Source organism: Rhodococcoides navarretei (assembly GCF_038069675.1).
GTDB lineage: Bacteria > Actinomycetota > Actinomycetes > Mycobacteriales > Mycobacteriaceae > Rhodococcoides > Rhodococcoides navarretei.
Genome location: NZ_JBBPCN010000001.1, coordinates 395,189 through 411,921 on the forward strand (window position 1 = coordinate 395,189; position 16,733 = coordinate 411,921).

Here is a 16,733-nt window from a genome sequence, read left to right on the forward strand (position 1 = left end):
TGAAAGGGCATGAAGGTGACCGTGCAATCGGAGTTGTCAGGGCTGTCGAAGGAAGCGCGTGCGGCGCTTGCCGCTCGTATCGCGAAGCACCTGTCGCAATCGGATACACCGCGACCGGATCATGATGTGGTGATCGTGGGCGGTGGTGTAGCGGGTCTGACCCTGGCGTTGGAGATATCTCGTACCCGGCCGACTCGTGTCCTCGTGGTCGACTCGGACACCGGGCCTGCACCTGAGGCCACGCATAGGGTCGGTGAGTCGACAGTCGAGGTTGCGTCGCATTACCTCAGAGAAAAACTGTGCATGGGTGAGCACCTGACGGCGTCGCAGCTGCCGAAGATGGGCTTGCGAATGTTCTTCTCCGACGGCGTGAACACCGACATAGCGCAGCGGCTGGAGGTCGGCAGCTCGACACGGATTCCCTTCGTCACCTACCAGATCGACCGTGGTCGCCTCGCCAACGAGCTCGCGAGGCGGTGCGCCGCCGATGGTGTCGACATCACGTGTGGGAGGGTGCAGTCGATCGAGCTCGGCGCAGGCAGTCGGCCTCATTCGCTCACTGTCCGCACGGGCGACAGAACATTCACTACAACCGCCACCTGGGTGGTCGACGGATCCGGCCGGAATCGGACGTTGTCCAAGCAGCTCGATCTGCGTCGGTCCAATGAGCACAAATGCAATGCGGTATGGCTCCGCGTGGCTGCAGAGCTGGACATCGGGCAGTGGAGTTCGGATCCCGATTGGCACGCCAGGATCGTCGACGGTGATCGGGCGTTGTCCACGAATCACCTGATGGGGCAGGGTTATTGGGTGTGGATAATCAGGCTGGCCTCTGGGTCGACGAGCATCGGCATCGTCGCCGATCCTGCCTTCCATCAAGCCTCTGCTTTCGACACGCTCTCCAAGGCAACGGCCTGGCTCCGCGAGTACGAGCCGCAATGCGCCGACGCGTTGGCAGAGGTGGAGGACCGGGTCCAGGACTTTCGGGTCATGAAGAATTACAGCCATGGGGCAGCGAAATTCTTCGACGGCAAGGAGCGCTGGTGCTTGACCGGTGATTCCGCTATCTTTCTCGATCCGCTCTACTCCTCCGGATTGGACTTGATCGCCATCGGAAACGGGCTGATCACCGACATGATCGTCCGAGACCTCGACGGCGAGAACGTCATCGGTCGTTCCAAGACCGTGAACACGTTGTTCGGGACTCTCGCCGAGATGTGGTTGGCGATCTATCAGGACCAGTACCCGCTGATGGCAGCACCGAAGGTGATGACCTCCAAGATCATCTGGGACGTGGCGCTCTACTGGGGATTTCTGGGCTTCCTCTACGTCAACGACCGGTTCGTCACCGTTGCCGACGACCCGTCGATCGTGCCCGGTCTGGAACGGATGGTGGGTCTGAGTAACCGAATGCAACAATTCTTCCGCGAGTGGGCCGCCATCGAACAAGGCCGGCCGCAGGCCCAGTTCGTCGACGCGTACTCGCCGTTGAACTTCATGCGCGTGCTGCACGCAACGATGATCGACGAAATCCCCGATGTCACTGCCCAGTTCGATACCAATGCCGAGCTGCTCGGCCGAGTCGCTGGGCAACTGGTAGAGCTCATCATCGCTGAGAACTGCAACAGATTCTCCGACGACGCGGTGATGCGCCAAATTCAAGCGTGGCAACAGGATCCGTTGTTGCGAGATGTGCGATCGGTCTATCGACGTCAGCAGGGCGTCAACCCGTTGAGTACTGACTGGATCATTGCTTCGGCCCCAGTGCAGTCATCCACCTAATCGAAGGAGACATCATGCCGGACTCAGCTGGCTCGACCGCCACCGCGGATCCCACTACTGTCGATGTGGCTGTCCTCGGCGGTGGGATATGCGGGCTCACCCTGGCTCTGGAACTGCGCCAGAAGGTGCCGGGATTGTCGGTGACCGTGGTGGAGAAGAGCGTGCACCCGGTCAAAGAAGCAACACACAAGGTCGGCGAGTCGACGGTGGAGATCCAGGCGCACTACCTGCGGGACATCCTCGGACTCGGGGAGCACCTGGAGAGTGATCAGATACGGAAATTCGGCTTGCGCATGTTCTTCACGTACGGCGACAACGAGGATATCGCGAAGCGAGTCGAGTACGGCCAGACGGGTGAGGCACCCCTGGCCACGTATCAGCTCGATCGTGGTCGAATCGAGAACGAGTTGGGTATGCGTATTCAGTCGGCTGGTGCGACTTTCGAGACCGGCACCCGGGTGGTCGACGTCGCGCTCGGCACGGGCGACGAGCCGCACTCGATCACCGTCACCAAGGGTGGGATCGAGCGCAGGTTGGCTGCCCGATGGGTGATCGACGCCAGTGGGCGTGCGTCCATCCTGAAGCGCCAACTCGGTTTGCAGAAGTCGCTCCCGCACGAGGCCAATTCGAGTTGGTTCAGGCTCGAAGGCCCCGTCGACGTCGACAACTGGTCCGACAATGCGGAATGGCGTGACAAGGTGCCGAGTGGTAAGCGCCGGTTGTCCACCAATCATCTTATGGGCCAGGGATACTGGGTATGGCTGATTCCGCTTGCCTCGGGGTCCACGAGTGTCGGTGTGGTTGCCGACGCCAAGGTCCACTCGTTCACCTCGATCAGTACGTTCGAGAAGACACTCGCCTTCTTGCAGGTACACGAACCGCAGCTGGCCGCGCATATCGTCGCCAATCGCGAGAAGCTCCAGGACTTCCGTGCGATGCGGGACTACGCCTACGGTGCCGAACGCGTGTTCTCCGGTGACCGGTGGTGCTTGACCGGTGAGGCAGGGGTCTCGATCGACCCGCTGTACTCCTCGGGGGGTGATCTGATGGCGATCAGCAATGGTCTCATCACCGACCTCGTCGCGCGTGACCACGCCGGCGAAGACATCGGCCCTCTCGCCGACATCCATGATCAGGTGTACCTACTGGTCAGCGACATGTGGTTACTGATCTACCAGGACCAGTTCGCGGTGATGGGCAACGCGCAGGTCATGGTGGCGAAGGTGTTGTGGGACACGATGATCTACTGGGCGGTTCCCGGCACCATGTACTTCCACGACCAGCTCAGACGTATGTTCCAGAGCCCGCCCATCCTCACCGGACTGGTCCAGATACGTACTCTTCACAGCAGAGTCGAGCAATTCTTCCGCGAGTGGTCGGCGATCGACAACCCGGTTGTCTCCGATCATTTCGCCGATCCGTATCTCTTTTTCGGATTCTTCCTGGAGCTGCACGAGCAGATGGCCACCGACCTCTCCGACGGCGAGTTCGAAGATCAGCTGCTGAAAAATGTCGCACTTCTCGAACAATGTGCCGGACAGCTGGGTGCCACGGTGATGGACAAGCTCAGAGATTCGACCGATCCGGCCGTGACCGCTCAATTGACCCGATGGCGGGCGGACAAGCAACTCGCAGATCTGGTGAACAAATATCGTGTGGGTGCCTACCCGGAACCAATAGACGGCTCTTGGATCACGTTCGGCGGTCCGCAGGCAAGGGTGCCCGCATGAGCCGAGTCCGATTGCTGCAACTGCGTCGGTGTCGGGTCGAGGAGCTGACCCATTGACGACCGACAAGCTGATCGATCCGGTGGTGCGACCGGGGTCGACGAGCAGCGACAAACGCGCAGAACTGTTGACCGCATTCCGCAGGGTGCACAACCGGTGGTTGGGTGGCCGCGACAACCCCGACGCGGGGCCGTTGATGTTGTGCTTCACCTATGCGGGCGGCAGCACAGGGGCGTTTCGCGGATGGGAAGACATGCTTCCCGTGAACGTGCGCCCGATCGTCCTACCGGGCCGCGACGGTCGCATCGACGAGCCCGCGTACACCAGGTTGAGCCCCCTGATAGCGGACCTGGTCGAGTACGTCGGACCGCATGTCACCCCGGACACCGTCTTCTTCGGTCACAGCATGGGGGCACTGGTCGCCTTCGAGTTCACCCGAGAGCTGCGTCGGAGGGGAATGACAGTTCCGAAGAAGCTGCTTCTTGCGGCTTTTCGTGCGCCGCACCTCGAGAGCGACCGCAAACCTATCCACGGGTGGCCCGACGACGTGTTGCAGGCGGTCCTACACAGGGAAGGTGTCCCTGCGGCGACGCTGACCAACCCACAGATCATGGCGGCGCTCCTGCCGACGCTGCGCGCTGACCTGGAGCTATGCGAGACCTACGAGTTCGCCGACGAGTCTCCTTTGGAGGTCCCGTTGGCCGTGTTCGGGGGCAGCGATGACGTCCGTGTCCGTCCGCCGATGCTGCGTGGGTGGGATCGGCACACCTCGCAGGGGGCAACACATGTGACCGTGAACGGTCCGCACCTGTTCATCAACGTGTCGCGGGACGAACTCCTTGCGGCAGTCCAGCACGAACTTCACGCGATGGTCGGAGATCACGATGTCAACTGAACCAGCAGCGCGAGCACCCCTGGCCATCGTAGGAATCGGGTGTCGGTTCCCCGGCGGGGCCGACACACCAGAAGGATTCTGGGACATGATGTGTGGAGGTATCGACGCCACCGGCATCATTCCTGAAGCGCGATGGAATTCCGCGAAATACTTCGATCCGAATCCGGCCAAGAACGGCAAGATGATCACCGAACGTGGTGGTTTTCTGAACGAGGTCGATCAGTTCGACCCCCAGTTCTTCGGGATCTCGCCCCGGGAGGCGCACTCGCTCGATCCGCAGCAGCGTCTCCTGTTGCGTGCCACCTGGGAGGCGTTCGAGGACGGCGGAATTCGCGCTGAGGATCTGGCCGGACAGCAGGTGGGCGTGTTCATCGGAGGGTTCACCACCGACTACCAACTGCTGCAGAACCACGGCCGGAGCAGTCGTTACCGATTCAAGCCGCACTCTGCCACCGGAATGATGATGACAATGCTGTCGAACCGGATCTCGTACACGTTCGACCTGCGAGGCCCGAGCATGACCGTGGACACCGCATGTTCGAGCTCATTGGTCGCCGTACACCTTGCCGCGCAGAGTATTTGGAACGGTGAGTCCGAGATGGCACTGGCCGGCGGAGTGAACGTCATCATCGGCCCCAACACGTTCGTCGCGGAATCCAAGAGTGGATTCCTCAGCCCCGACGGACGCTGCAAGTCCTTCAGTCGGTCCGCGAACGGATATGCGCGCGGCGAGGGTGGAGCAATAGTGATCATCAAGCCACTGGAGCAGGCGCTCGACGACGGTGATCGAATCTACGCGCAGATCCTGGGCAGCGGCGTGTCACAAGACGGCCGTACCGACGGCATCACGGTTCCCAGCGAAGAAGCCCAGGAGGCAGCGATCACTGCGGCCATCGGACGCGCGGGGGTGGAACCGGCCGACATCGGTTACGTCGAGGCGCACGGAACCGGCACCCCGGTCGGCGATCCCATCGAAGCCCGCGCACTGGCCAAAGCACTGGCCGGCGGCAATCCTCGACGCCGACCTCTGCTGATCGGCTCGGTCAAGACCAACATCGGCCACCTCGAAGCGGGTGCCGGCATAGCAGGACTGATAAAAGCGGCGCTCGTCGTGAAACAAGCGTTCATACCGCCGAATCTCCACCTCGATGCGCTGAACGATCAGATCTCGCTGGGTGAGCTCAACATCGACATCCCGTCCGTCGGCCGCGACTGGCCGACCGGTGACGGCGAACGACTGGCCGGGATCAACTCCTTCGGCTTCGGCGGCACCAATGCGCACGTCGTGCTTGCCCAACCACCCGAGAATGCCGATGCCGGGGCCGAAGAGGATCGGCCGTCGTTCCCGCTGGCGGTTCTACCGATCTCGGCGCGTGCCGACGATGCGGTTGCCGACTCCGCCGGGCAGTTGGCCGAATACCTTCGTGCGACCCCCGACATCACGATGGCCGACCTGGGCTACACACTCGGTCAGCGGCGATCCCACCTCAGTTACCGGCGAACCCTGGTCGTCGACGGCATCGACGATGCACGGAGTCAGCTCGCAGCAATCGCCGACGGCAGCGACCGAAAGAAGCCCGTGAACGCGGGGAGATCGCGTTCGGACACACCGAAATTGGCTTTTGTCTGTACCGGCATGGGTGCACAGTGGTGGAAGATGTGTCGCGGCTTGCTCGATGTGTATCCCACGTTCACCGCGAGCATCATGCGCAGCGATCGCGCCCTGCAGCCGTATATGGGCTGGTCGTTGATCGACGAACTCCGAGCCGAAGAGTCGCAATCGCGCATGGCGGAACCCAACGTGGCGCAATCGGCCAACTTCGCGATCCAGGTCGCCTTGGCCGAGCAGCTCCGTGAGTTCGGCGTGGTACCCGATGCCGTTATCGGACACAGCGCCGGTGAGGTGGCCGCGCACTACCTCGCGGGCATCCTGACGTTCGAGCAGGCGATCGCGGTGATCCTCCAACGCAGTGAGGCTGCGCAGCGCGTCAAAGGTCTGGGCGGGATGTTGGCGATCGGTCTCAGCGCCGACTCGCTCATGCAAACCATCGATGCCACGACGCGTGAGGAGATGGGGTCTCGGGTCTCGATCGCCGCGATCAACGGCCCGTCGGCCGTGGTTGCCTCAGGCGATCGCGACATCCTCGGCACCATAGCGGCACAGCTGACCGAGGTCCATATATTCAACCGATTCCTCAATGTCGATGTGCCGTACCACAGCCACTACATGGACCCGCTTCGCGACGATATGCTCACCGCGCTGAGCGACATCTCGTCCGCGCCCGCCCAGATTCCCGTCTACTCGACGGTCACCGGTGAGCTGCTGAACGCGGAGGCTGCGAATGGCGCGTACTGGTGGCAGAACACGCGCTGGACGGTCCTCTTCGAACCGGCGCTCCGTCGGATGCTCGACGACGGCTACACACACTTCGTCGAACTCGGTCCGCACCCGCAGATGGCATCGGCCATCGTCGAGATCGCGGCCGGCCGGGACTCCGCGGTCGTCGTCCTGGCAAGTCAGAAGCGCAACGAGGATGACAGTCGGACGCTGATGGAACTCGTCGGTGACCTGCACTGTCACGGACATCCGATCGCGTGGGATGCGTTCTATCCCAAAGCTCGTGCGCGACTGCTCTCCCTGCCGAGGTACCCATGGCAGGCCAAGAGTTACTGGAACGAGACTCCTGAGACTGTGGAGGAGTTGCACTACAACCCGGTCCATCCGATTCTGGGTCAGCCGGTCCTCGACGTGCACCCGACATGGGAGGCCGAACTCAGCCTGGCGACCCTCCCGTTTCTCGCTGACCACAAGGCGCAGGGCAGCACCCTCGTGCCGGGCACAGCATTCATCGAGATGGCAGTGGCAGCGGGAAGAGAAGCGTTCGGCTCGACCGACTTCTGCGTCGAGAACCTGAACCTGCAGCACGCCGTCATACTCGATCAGACCTGCGACCCAACAGTACGTACCACCCTCGACCGGGCCACCGGCGTGATCGAGTTCGCCGCGATGACGGCCACTACCGGTGGCGACCTGCACTGGGTGATTGCGGCGACAGCGGAGTTGAACACGATCTCCCGAGGGTGCCGTGTCGGTCCGGCTCCGAAGCACCCCGGGGACAGCGCCGTCATCGAATTCGACGAGTTCTACGCGCGCAGCCGTGCTTTCGGCTTCGAGTACGGCGAGGCATTCCAGTCCGTCCGCCGCGTCACCGCAGGGGACGGTTGGGCGACAGGCGAACTCGTCGTCCCCGAATCGATCCATTCGGACCTGGACAGGTACCGGTTCCATCCAGCGCTCATCGATGGTGCGCTGCAGACTCTCCTGGCGATGTCCATCTCCGGGAAAGATCTCGGTACCGAGGCTTTCCTGCCGTCGGGCATTCGACGAGCCACCGTCCACGGGTCTCCGCAGCAGACCATGACGGTCGAGGTTCGGATGGTGTCGGTCAGCAAGTCGATGATCGAAAGCGACATCACCATTTCGAGCCGGACCGGTGAGCTGTTGGTCTCGCTCGAGGGCTTCACCGTTGCGTCACTCAACTCGTCGATCGGTATGTCGCCCGAGCACGTCGACAAGGGTCTGCTCGACGTTCGCTGGGTGGCGGGAGATGAACTGGACGAGAGCAAGAGCATCGCGGCCAAGGATCTTTCGTGGTTGGTCCTGTCCGATTCCTCTGGCATCGGCTCACTCGTGGCTCGACAACTCCGCGAGAGCGGACAGCGGGTGCGCACGGCCGTTCACCGCGCCGTGGACCGGCTCGTCGAGGTCGACGGTGAGTATCGGATCGATGGCGGTCAGCCGCAGCAGTTCGTCGATCTCATCGACGCGCATGTGCAGATCGAGGGTGACCTCGCGGGCATCGTGAACTGTTGGCCACTGGACGTTCCCGATGCGGCGGACTCGGGGACGGATGGCGCGGCTGAGGAAGGACGGAGGGTCGGTGTTTTCGCGGCCCTCCACCTCGCTGCGGCTATGGCACGGCACGAGACTGTCTGTCCGCGTCTCTATTTGGTCACCGCGAATGCGCAGCCGGTGCCGGGAACCGATCGACTCGCCGTCGACCAGGCTCCGCTGTGGGGGCTGGGGCGGGTGATCGGCCACCAGGAACTGACCGACAAGTGGGGCGGTCTGATAGACATCGACGACGCCGACGATCCGGCCCAGACCGCTGAACGACTCTGCAGGCACATCTTGACCGAGGGTGCCGAGGATCAAGTCGCGTTTCGTGGCACCGAGACCTTTGTCCCGCGGCTGTTCCCCATGGATGGGTTGACCAAGGCCTTTCCCACGAAGCTGACGCCGGATGCGACCTATGTGGTCACCGGAGGCTTGGGGGCGCTGGGTCAGGTAGTTGCCAGGTACCTCGCGAAGCGTGGAGCTCGCGATATCGTGCTCTTCAGCCGTACGGAGCTTCCGCCACGCAGCCGATGGTCGGAGATGTCTGTCGACGACGCGCAGTACTCGGTGGTCGACGCGATTCGAGGGATCGAGAAGCTGGGCGCGCACATCACCACGGCACGTGTCGACATCACCGACCTCGAGCAGGTGCAACGGTGGGCACGTGATCACACCCGACAGGGTGGCCGGCCGGTTCGAGGCGTCATCCACGCCGCTGGTGTTGTCGAGGACCAGCTGTTGGTGAACATGGACGAGGCGTCGTTCGCGAAGGTGCTGGCTCCCAAGATCGACGGTGCCCGCGTCCTGAGTAGCGTCTTCCATGCGAACGACCTGGAATTCTTCGTGATGTTCGGTTCGGCCGGATCGGTTATCGCTTCGCCCGGTCAAGGCAACTATGCCGCCGCGAATTCGTTCCTCGATGTCTTTGCCTGTCAGTTGCGAGCCAAGGGGTTGCCTGCGCTGACAATCGGTTGGGGGCCGTGGTCGGTCGGGATGGTCGAGGAACTGAAACTGGAAAAGATGTACGAGATGCGAGGCGTCGAGCTCATCACCCCCGAGGCCGGCGGGCGGATCCTCGACCGAGTGATGAGTCAGGAGGTGCCCACCGTGGTCGCCATCTCCGCGGACTGGGCTCGTCTTCGTAAAACCGGTATGGCCGGTCAGCTGCCTGCGATCTACGCCGAATTGGGGAAGGCCGACGCCCTGAGTGACGATGCGGGCGCTGGGTTCTCGTTACTGGACGTGCTCAAAGACACGCCGGAGGCCGATCAGCTCGGCGTCGTTGCGGGTTACGTGACCCAGATCGTCGCCGGCGTGTTCGACCTGCCACTCGACGATGTCGGCGGCGACGCGACGATGAATGACCTCGGTCTCGATTCCATGATGGCGATCGAATTGAAGTCCAGGATCGCCGCGGTCATCGCAGTCGACGTGCCGGTGCTGGAACTGCTCAAGGGCATTACGGTGAGCGGGCTGGTCGATCGCATCTTCGCCGAACTCCAGTTCGACGAGGACACCGGACCGGTGCCGGTCCTCGACGACCGCCCGGAGACGGTCGCCGACGACCACGACGTCGACCGACTCATCGAACAGCTCTCCACGGCCGACCTCCTGGAACTGCTTGCCGACCTCGAGGCGGAGTCTCCTGTTCAACCGAAGTGAGCTGCATTCTCCGCACGAGCAAATCAGCGGTGAGGTCGATTGTTGTTGCATCCCAAAATAACCGGACAGGAACCAACTCGACGGCAATCGATCTCACTGAGGACGAAGTGATCGATCTCGTAATCCACTGAGCTGTCGCATTCAGCTGTGCGCGTGCAACGGCCGTCCCGACAGCGCCATCATTGCCTCACCGAGTGCTTCGTTCTGCGTGGGGTGGGCGTGCACGAAACTACCGACCTCCGACGGTAAGGCCTCCCACGCAACCGCGAGTTGCGCCTCGCCGATCAGCTCGCCCACGCGGTCACCGACGAGGTGAACCCCGACGACGGGACCGTCGTCGCGTGCGCGAATAACCTTGACTCCACCGGCGGTGGCGAGGATGCGACTCTTGCCGTTGCCGCCGAGGTCGTAGACCACCGAGGTGACGATGCCGTACTTCTGCTCCGCGGCCTTCTCGGTGAGGCCGACCGACGCGACCTCGGGGTGCGAATAGGTCACGCGCGGAACGAGATCACCGTCGATACGTGCCGGGGCGAGGCCGGCGATGTGCTCGGCAACGAACATGCCGTGCTGAAAACCGCGGTGAGCCAACTGATATCCCGCCACGATGTCGCCGACGGCATAGACGCCGTCCGCGGTGGTGAGCAGATTGTCGTCGACAGTGACGAAGCCCCGTTCGGTGGCGATGCCCTGCTCGGCCAAACCCAAGCTGTCGGTGCGGGGGCCGCGTCCGACGGACACCAGCACGACATCGGCTGAGAGGGTGTCTCCGGATGACAGCGCCACTGCGACCTCGTCGGAAGATTCGGTCACGGTCTCGACCTTGGTGCCGGTACGAATGTCGATGCCGCGCTTGCGTAGTGCCTTGGTCAGCTGCTTCGACGACCATTCGTCTTCACCCGGCACGATGCGATCGAGGGCCTCGACGACGGTGACCTTGGCTCCGAAAGAGGCCCAGATGCTTGCGAATTCGATGCCGATGACTCCGCCGCCCAGTACGACGACGGACTCTGGCACCCGATCCAACGACATCGCCCCGTCGCTGGTGAGCACCCGCGGCCCCAGTTCGACACCGGGAATGGTGCGTGAATACGACCCAGTGGCGAGAACCAGCGAGGCACCGGTGATGCGTCGACCCTCCACCTCGACGGTGCGAGGACCGACCACCTGACCACGGCCGGAGACGATCTCGATGTTCGGACGCTTCAGCAGGCCCTGCAGTCCGGAGTACAAGCCTGCGACCACACTGCGCTGATAGCCCAGTGCCGCAGGCATATCAACACCCGTCAACGATGCCGTGACGCCGACACGCGCCGCACCGCGGACCGCATCGACCACCTCGGCGGTGTGCAGGAGAGCTTTGGTGGGGATGCATCCGCGATGTAGGCAGGTGCCCCCGAGCTTGTCTTCCTCGACCAGCGCGACCGACAGGCCGAGTTGTTCGGCACGCAGGGCGCAGGAGTATCCGCCGGAGCCGCCGCCGAGGATGAGAACGTCCACGTCACTCATCGGACGGATCCCAATGCCACGACGGGGTTTTCGACGAAATCGGCCACGGTGCGCAAGAAACCGCCGGCCACTCCGCCGTCGCACACGCGGTGGTCGAAGGCCAACGACAGCTGCGCGACTTTGCGGACGGCCAATTGGCCGTCGACCACCCACGGCCGGTCGATGATGCGTCCGATGCCCAGGATCGCGGCTTCGGGATGGTTGATGATCGCGGCCGAGCCGTCGACCCCGAAAACTCCGTAGTTGTTCAGCGTGAATGTTCCACCGCTCAGCCGGGCTGCGGGCAGGGAGCCGGTTCGCGCGAGCTCGGTCAGCTCGACCAACCGCTCGGAAAGTTCCTTCAGGTCGGCTTTGTCGGCCTGCGGCACAACGGGAACCATGAGTCCACGATCGGTCTGCGCGGCAATGCCGAGTCCGACGTTCTCGTATCGCAGGATCTCGCCCGCCGCAGTATCGACCGTGCTGTTGAGCTCGGGGAACTTGGACAGCGCGATCATCGTCAGCTTGGCCAGCACCGCCAGCAGCGTCACCTTCACGCCGTCGATGGAGGCGTCGAGGTCGCGTCGGGCTTGCAGCAGAGCCGTCGCGTCGACGTCGACCCAGACGGTCGCCTCGGGAATCTCCGAACGACTGCGAGAGAGCTTGTCGGCGATGGTCTTACGAATCCCGGTGATGGGGATTCGCGTGACCCCCTCGGCACTGGGAGTGCTCGAGGACAGTGCCCGTTCCACGTCCGCTCGGGTGATGACTCCATGACTGCCGGCGACATCGATAGACGCCAGATCCAGCCCACCCTGCAACGCCATGCTCCGAACGATGGGGGAGAGCACCTTCGGTGCACGTGAGCGGAAATTCGTAGCCTGGGTCGAACTTCCGCTCACCTGCGGCGCAGCCGCTCTCTTGCGACGGCCGGTCGGGCCGTGTCCCGTGCCGTAGCCGATTAGCACATTGCCCGAGCCAGCCCTTTCCTCTTCGCGGTAACGCTCATGGGCAGCGGACACATCGGCGACCGCACCGCCGGTGATGCTGATCAGTGGAGCGCCGACGGCGAGTGAGGTGCCCTCGGCCGCATGCAGTTCGCCGACAACGCCCTCGAAGGGGCAGGGCACCTCCACGGAGGCTTTCGCGGTTTCGACCTCGACGACGACCTGATCGATGGTGACGGTATCGCCGGGCTTGACCTTCCACTCCACGATCTCGGCCTCGGTCAATCCTTCACCGAGGTCAGGGAGCAGGAATACCTGCATGCTCATACCGTGACCGCCTTGCTGAGGTCGGGAGCATCGTTCCACTGCAATCGGTCCATCGCATCGAGAACACGATCCGCGGACGGCAGGTGGAAGTGCTCGAGTTTCGGTGCAGGGTAGGGGATATCGAGTCCGGTAACGCGTAGTACCGGAGCGTGCAGGTGATGGAAGCAACGCTCGGATACCCGCGAGGCGATCTCCGCCGCGACACCGGAGAAGCCCTGTGCTTCCTGAATCACGATGCAGCGTCCGGTCTTGCGTACCGAGGCTGCGACGGTCTCGTCGTCGAACGGATTGAGCGATCGCAGGTCGATGACCTCGACGCTCCGGCCGTCCTCGGCCGCGAACTCTGCTGCCTGCATGGCGACCGACACGGTGGGTCCGTACGCGAGAAGCGTGACGTCGGTACCGGCACGGCGCACGACGGCGGTGCCGATCGGCTCGGTCTTGGTCAGCTCGATGTCGTCCTTGGAGAAGTACAGCCGCTTCGGTTCGAGGAAGATCACCGGATCGGGGTCGGCGATGGCGTCACGCATCAGTGAGTACGCGTCGGCGACAGTGGACGGGGAGACGACCTTCAACCCGGGGGTGTGGGCGTAGTAGGCCTCGGACGAGTCGCAGTGATGCTCGACGCCGCCGATACCTCCCGCGAACGGGATGCGAATGACCATCGGCGCGGTGAGTGATCCGCGAGTTCTATTGCGCAGCTTGGCAACATGGGACACGATCTGCTCGAAAGCCGGGTAGGCAAAGGCGTCGAATTGCATCTCGACGACGGGCTTGTAGCCCGACATCGCCATGCCGATCGCGAATCCGACGATCCCCGACTCGGCAAGTGGGGTGTCGAAGCAGCGGTCGTCGCCGAAGTCTCGGGTCAGGCCGTCGGTGACGCGGAAGACGCCGCCGAGCGTGCCGACGTCCTCGCCGAACACGACGACCTTCTCGTCTTCGGTCAACGCGTCGCGCAGGGCGGCGTTGAGGGCTCCGGCCATGGTCATCGTGGTCATGACAGTTCTCCTGCAACGATTTCGGCGGCGACCTGATTGCGTTGTTCTGTCAGGCCGGGGGTGGGGGAGGAGTAGACGAACCGGAACAGGTCCTCGGGGTCGACGTCCTGGTCGACGTTCATGCCTGCGCGAAGTGCTGCGGCATCGGCGTCGGCGGATACCGTCATCTGCTCGCGCAGCTCGTCGGTGAGCAGACCCTGGGCTTCGAGGTAGGAGTCGAGGCGCGAGAGAGGATCTCGGGCCAGCCACCCTTCGACCTCGTCTGCCTTGCGGTAGCGCGTGGCGTCGTCGGCATTGGTGTGTGCGTCCATGCGGTAGGTGTGCGCCTCGACGACCACCGGTCCCTTGCCTGCTCGGACGTATTTCACGGCCTCGTCCATCACGGCCATCATCGCGATCGGGTCGTTGCCGTCGACCTGCTCGCTGCCGATGCCGTAGCCGACGCCTTTGTGCGACAACGACGGAGCTGCACTCTGCCGTGCCAACGGAACACTGATGGCGAATCCGTTGTTCTGGACCAGGAAGATGACCGGGGCCCGGAACACCGCGGCGAAGTTCAGGGCCTCGTGGAAGTCGCCCTCGCTGGTCGCTCCGTCTCCGCAGAACGCGAGGGCGATGGTGTCTCGTCCCTGCTTGGCCTCGGCGTACGCGAAACCGGTCGCGTGCAGCAATTGTGTTGCCAGAGGCGTGCATTGGGGAGCGACCTTGTAGGAAGTCGGATCGTAACCACAGTGCCAGTAGCCGGCGAGCATGCCGAGCAACTCCACCTGGTCGACGCCTCGCGCCGCGAGAGCCATCGAGTCACGATACGTCGGGAACATCCAGTCCTGCTCGCCCAGGCAGAGGGCCGCGGCGATCTGACATGCCTCCTGTCCGCGTGAGGACGGATAGACCGCGAGCCGGCCCTGCTTGGTCAATGCCGTTGCCTGCTGGTCGAATCGGCGACCATGCACCATCGAGCGGTACATCTCGAGCAGACGCTCGTTCGACGGGTGTGCGTAGCGGGCGGCACTGTCCACGCCCGTCCCATCGGGTGCGAGGTACTGCACGGGACGGTCGGCAGGCATGAACTGTTGGTAGGACGTTGCCGGAACCTTCTCGACGGTCGTCATGTCGCACTCTCCTGAAATCGGCTTGTACGGCGATTCTGGCCGATTCGATGAGGAAGAAGTCCGATGGTCGTAGAATTGCAGACATATTGCTGACATTCCAGGTGCGAACTGACTATCTGTCGGGTCGAGGCGAAGAACCACGAGCTAGGAGCGGACGAATGGACGACGTCTCGAGACGTGTGGAATTGGACGACACGGATCGTCGTATCCTCGCCGAGCTGACCTCGGACGGCCGGGTCTCGATGCGGGTGCTGGCCGATCGTCTCAATCTCTCTCGTGCACATACGTATACGCGCGTCGACCGTCTGAAGGATGCGGGTGTCATCGAGCGGTTCACCGTGCAGGTCGACCATGCAGCATCCGGACTCGGGACTTCGGCGTTCATCGCGCTGTCCATCCGTCAGGATTCGTGGCGGACCGTGTCCGAGGGGCTGAGGGCGATGGAATTCGTCGACCATTTCAGTTTACTCGGAGGGGATTTCGACGTGCTGGTACTCATCAGGACTCCCGACAACGAGAGTCTGCGGCAGGTGGTGCTGGAAGGGCTGCAATCGCTCGACGGAGTCCGAGCCACCCGCACGTGGTTGATCTTCGACGAGGACCGAGGCGGTCTGGGACGAACGACGCCGCCCACCGAACGCTGACAGTGGGCGGCGTCGAACAGGTCACGAGTCAGAAGTTGCCGCGAGCGTCCTGCTCGCGCTCGATGGCCTCGAACAGTGCCTTGAAGTTACCGATGCCGAACCCGAGCGAGCCGTGGCGTTCGATGAGCTCGAAGAACACCGTCGGGCGATCCACCAGCGGCTTGGTGAAGATCTGCAGGAGGTAGCCGTCCTCGTCTCGGTCGACGAGAATTCCGCGCTTCTGCAACTCTTCGATCGGCACTCGCACGTTACCGATACGGGCGCGTAATGCGGGATCCTCGTAGTACGAATCGGGAGTGGCGAGGAATTCGACGCCGGCGGCGCGGAGTGCGTCGACCGAGGCCAGGATGTCGTTGGTCGCGAGCGCCAGATGTTGTGCGCCCGGGCCGCGGTAGAACTCGAGGTACTCGTCGATCTGGGAGCGCTTCTTGGCGATGGCCGGTTCGTTCAGCGGGAACTTCACGCGGTGGTTGCCGTTGGAGACCACCTTGCTCATCAACGCCGAGTAATCGGTGGCGATATCGGCTCCGACGAATTCGGCCATGTTCGTGAAGCCCATGACTCGGTGGTAGAAGTCGACCCACTCGTCCATCTTGCCGAGCTCGACGTTGCCCACCACATGATCGAGAGCCTGGAAGATGCGCCTGGGAGCGCCTTCCGGTCGCTGCAACGTCGACGTCCGCGGTACGTAGCCGGGCAGATAAGTGCCGGTGTAACGAGAGCGATCGACCAAGGTGTGTCGGGTGTCGCCGTAGGTCGCGATGGTCGCGGTGCGGACCGTGCCGTGCTCGTCGGACATGTCGGTCGGCTCGTGCAGTACTCGCGCGCCCTGGGCTCGCGCATGCTCCATGCATCGGTCGACATCGGGAACGGCCAGCGAGATGTCGATGACGCCGTCGCCGTGGCGCGTGTGGTGTGCCACCAGATCACTGTCCGGGTCGACGGCTCCCTTGATGACGAAACGCACTGCAGCGGATTTGAGTACGAAGGCATGGTGGTCACGTTGGCCGGTCGTCGGACCGGAGTACGCAACGAGCTCCATGCCGAACGCGGACTGGAAGAAATGCGCGGTCTGCGTCGCGTTGCCGACCACCCACACGATGGCGTCCCAGCCACTGACCGGGAACGGATCTCGCTTGTCGTCGTACTCGACCAGTCCGACGAGCTGTCGAAGCTGATCGGCGTCGAGATCGGCCAGTCTTTCGTCGTCGTTGAGGATGTTGTCGAGGCTCATGAGGGCTCCCTGTTGG

General features: G+C 63.1%; 10 protein-coding genes. 5 read left to right on the forward strand and 5 right to left on the reverse strand.

What is annotated here, in order from left to right; translation table 11 throughout:
- Positions 1-9 precede the first annotated feature (9 nt).
- Genes AABD04_RS01935 through AABD04_RS01950 form a run of 4 tightly spaced genes read left to right on the forward strand, consistent with a single transcriptional unit; the run spans position 10 to position 9,964 of the window.
- A complete protein-coding gene (locus AABD04_RS01935; RefSeq protein WP_341440034.1) occupies positions 10-1,782 on the forward strand; it encodes an NAD(P)/FAD-dependent oxidoreductase in 1,773 nt (590 codons plus the stop codon).
- A 14-nt stretch (positions 1,783-1,796) separates the two neighbouring features.
- Entirely contained in the window at positions 1,797-3,512 is a 1,716-nt protein-coding gene (locus tag AABD04_RS01940; RefSeq protein ID WP_341440035.1) for an NAD(P)/FAD-dependent oxidoreductase, read from the forward strand.
- A 52-nt stretch (positions 3,513-3,564) separates the two neighbouring features.
- The gene (locus AABD04_RS01945; RefSeq protein ID WP_341440036.1) at positions 3,565-4,404 is read left to right on the forward strand and encodes a thioesterase II family protein; all 840 of its coding nucleotides are present in this window, start codon (positions 3,565-3,567) and stop codon (positions 4,402-4,404) included.
- Positions 4,394-9,964 carry a type I polyketide synthase gene (locus AABD04_RS01950; RefSeq protein WP_341440037.1) on the forward strand — a complete coding sequence of 1,857 codons (5,571 nt, stop codon included), beginning with the start codon at positions 4,394-4,396 and terminating at the stop codon, positions 9,962-9,964. Before AABD04_RS01945 ends, AABD04_RS01950 begins: the two co-directional genes overlap by 11 nt.
- A gap of 141 nt (positions 9,965-10,105) precedes the next feature.
- Here AABD04_RS01950 and lpdA read toward each other — a convergent pair whose 3' ends face one another.
- The 4 genes from lpdA to pdhA are packed head-to-tail and all read right to left on the reverse strand — an operon-like array spanning position 10,106 to position 14,839.
- On the reverse strand, positions 10,106-11,473 hold the full coding sequence (gene lpdA / locus AABD04_RS01955) for a dihydrolipoyl dehydrogenase (RefSeq protein WP_341440038.1): 1,368 nt from the start codon (positions 11,471-11,473) through the stop codon (positions 10,106-10,108).
- Entirely contained in the window at positions 11,470-12,726 is a 1,257-nt protein-coding gene (locus AABD04_RS01960) for a dihydrolipoamide acetyltransferase family protein (protein WP_341440039.1), read from the reverse strand. Before AABD04_RS01960 ends, lpdA begins: the two co-directional genes overlap by 4 nt.
- On the reverse strand, positions 12,723-13,727 hold the full coding sequence (locus AABD04_RS01965; RefSeq protein WP_243610427.1) for an alpha-ketoacid dehydrogenase subunit beta: 1,005 nt from the start codon (positions 13,725-13,727) through the stop codon (positions 12,723-12,725). Before AABD04_RS01965 ends, AABD04_RS01960 begins: the two co-directional genes overlap by 4 nt.
- Entirely contained in the window at positions 13,724-14,839 is a 1,116-nt protein-coding gene (pdhA, locus tag AABD04_RS01970; RefSeq protein ID WP_341440040.1) for a pyruvate dehydrogenase (acetyl-transferring) E1 component subunit alpha, read from the reverse strand. The genes AABD04_RS01965 and pdhA overlap by 4 nt, the downstream gene beginning before the upstream one ends.
- 158 nt (positions 14,840-14,997) lie before the next feature.
- On the opposite strand from pdhA, the gene AABD04_RS01975 reads away from it, so the two are divergent.
- Entirely contained in the window at positions 14,998-15,483 is a 486-nt protein-coding gene (locus AABD04_RS01975) for an Lrp/AsnC family transcriptional regulator (protein WP_243594341.1), read from the forward strand.
- Positions 15,484-15,511: 28 nt separating this feature from the next.
- Here the strand turns inward: AABD04_RS01975 and hppD are convergent, their stop codons facing one another.
- The gene (gene hppD, locus AABD04_RS01980; RefSeq protein ID WP_341440041.1) at positions 15,512-16,717 is read right to left on the reverse strand and encodes a 4-hydroxyphenylpyruvate dioxygenase; all 1,206 of its coding nucleotides are present in this window, start codon (positions 16,715-16,717) and stop codon (positions 15,512-15,514) included.
- Positions 16,718-16,733: the final 16 nt, after the last annotated feature.

What these genes read in the sequence shown, in the direction of transcription:
- AABD04_RS01935 (WP_341440034.1), top strand. Translation starts at nt 10, where the DNA reads ATGAAGGTGACCGTGCAATCGGAGTTGTCAGGGCTGTCGAAGGAAGCG.
- AABD04_RS01940 (WP_341440035.1), top strand. Translation starts at nt 1,797, where the DNA reads ATGCCGGACTCAGCTGGCTCGACCGCCACCGCGGATCCCACTACTGTC.
- AABD04_RS01950 (WP_341440037.1), top strand. Translation starts at nt 4,394, where the DNA reads ATGTCAACTGAACCAGCAGCGCGAGCACCCCTGGCCATCGTAGGAATC.
- lpdA (WP_341440038.1), bottom strand. Translation starts at nt 11,473, where the DNA reads ATGAGTGACGTGGACGTTCTCATCCTCGGCGGCGGCTCCGGCGGATAC.
- AABD04_RS01960 (WP_341440039.1), bottom strand. Translation starts at nt 12,726, where the DNA reads ATGAGCATGCAGGTATTCCTGCTCCCTGACCTCGGTGAAGGATTGACC.
- AABD04_RS01965 (WP_243610427.1), bottom strand. Translation starts at nt 13,727, where the DNA reads ATGACCACGATGACCATGGCCGGAGCCCTCAACGCCGCCCTGCGCGAC.
- pdhA (WP_341440040.1), bottom strand. Translation starts at nt 14,839, where the DNA reads ATGACGACCGTCGAGAAGGTTCCGGCAACGTCCTACCAACAGTTCATG.
- AABD04_RS01975 (WP_243594341.1), top strand. Translation starts at nt 14,998, where the DNA reads ATGGACGACGTCTCGAGACGTGTGGAATTGGACGACACGGATCGTCGT.
- hppD (WP_341440041.1), bottom strand. Translation starts at nt 16,717, where the DNA reads ATGAGCCTCGACAACATCCTCAACGACGACGAAAGACTGGCCGATCTC.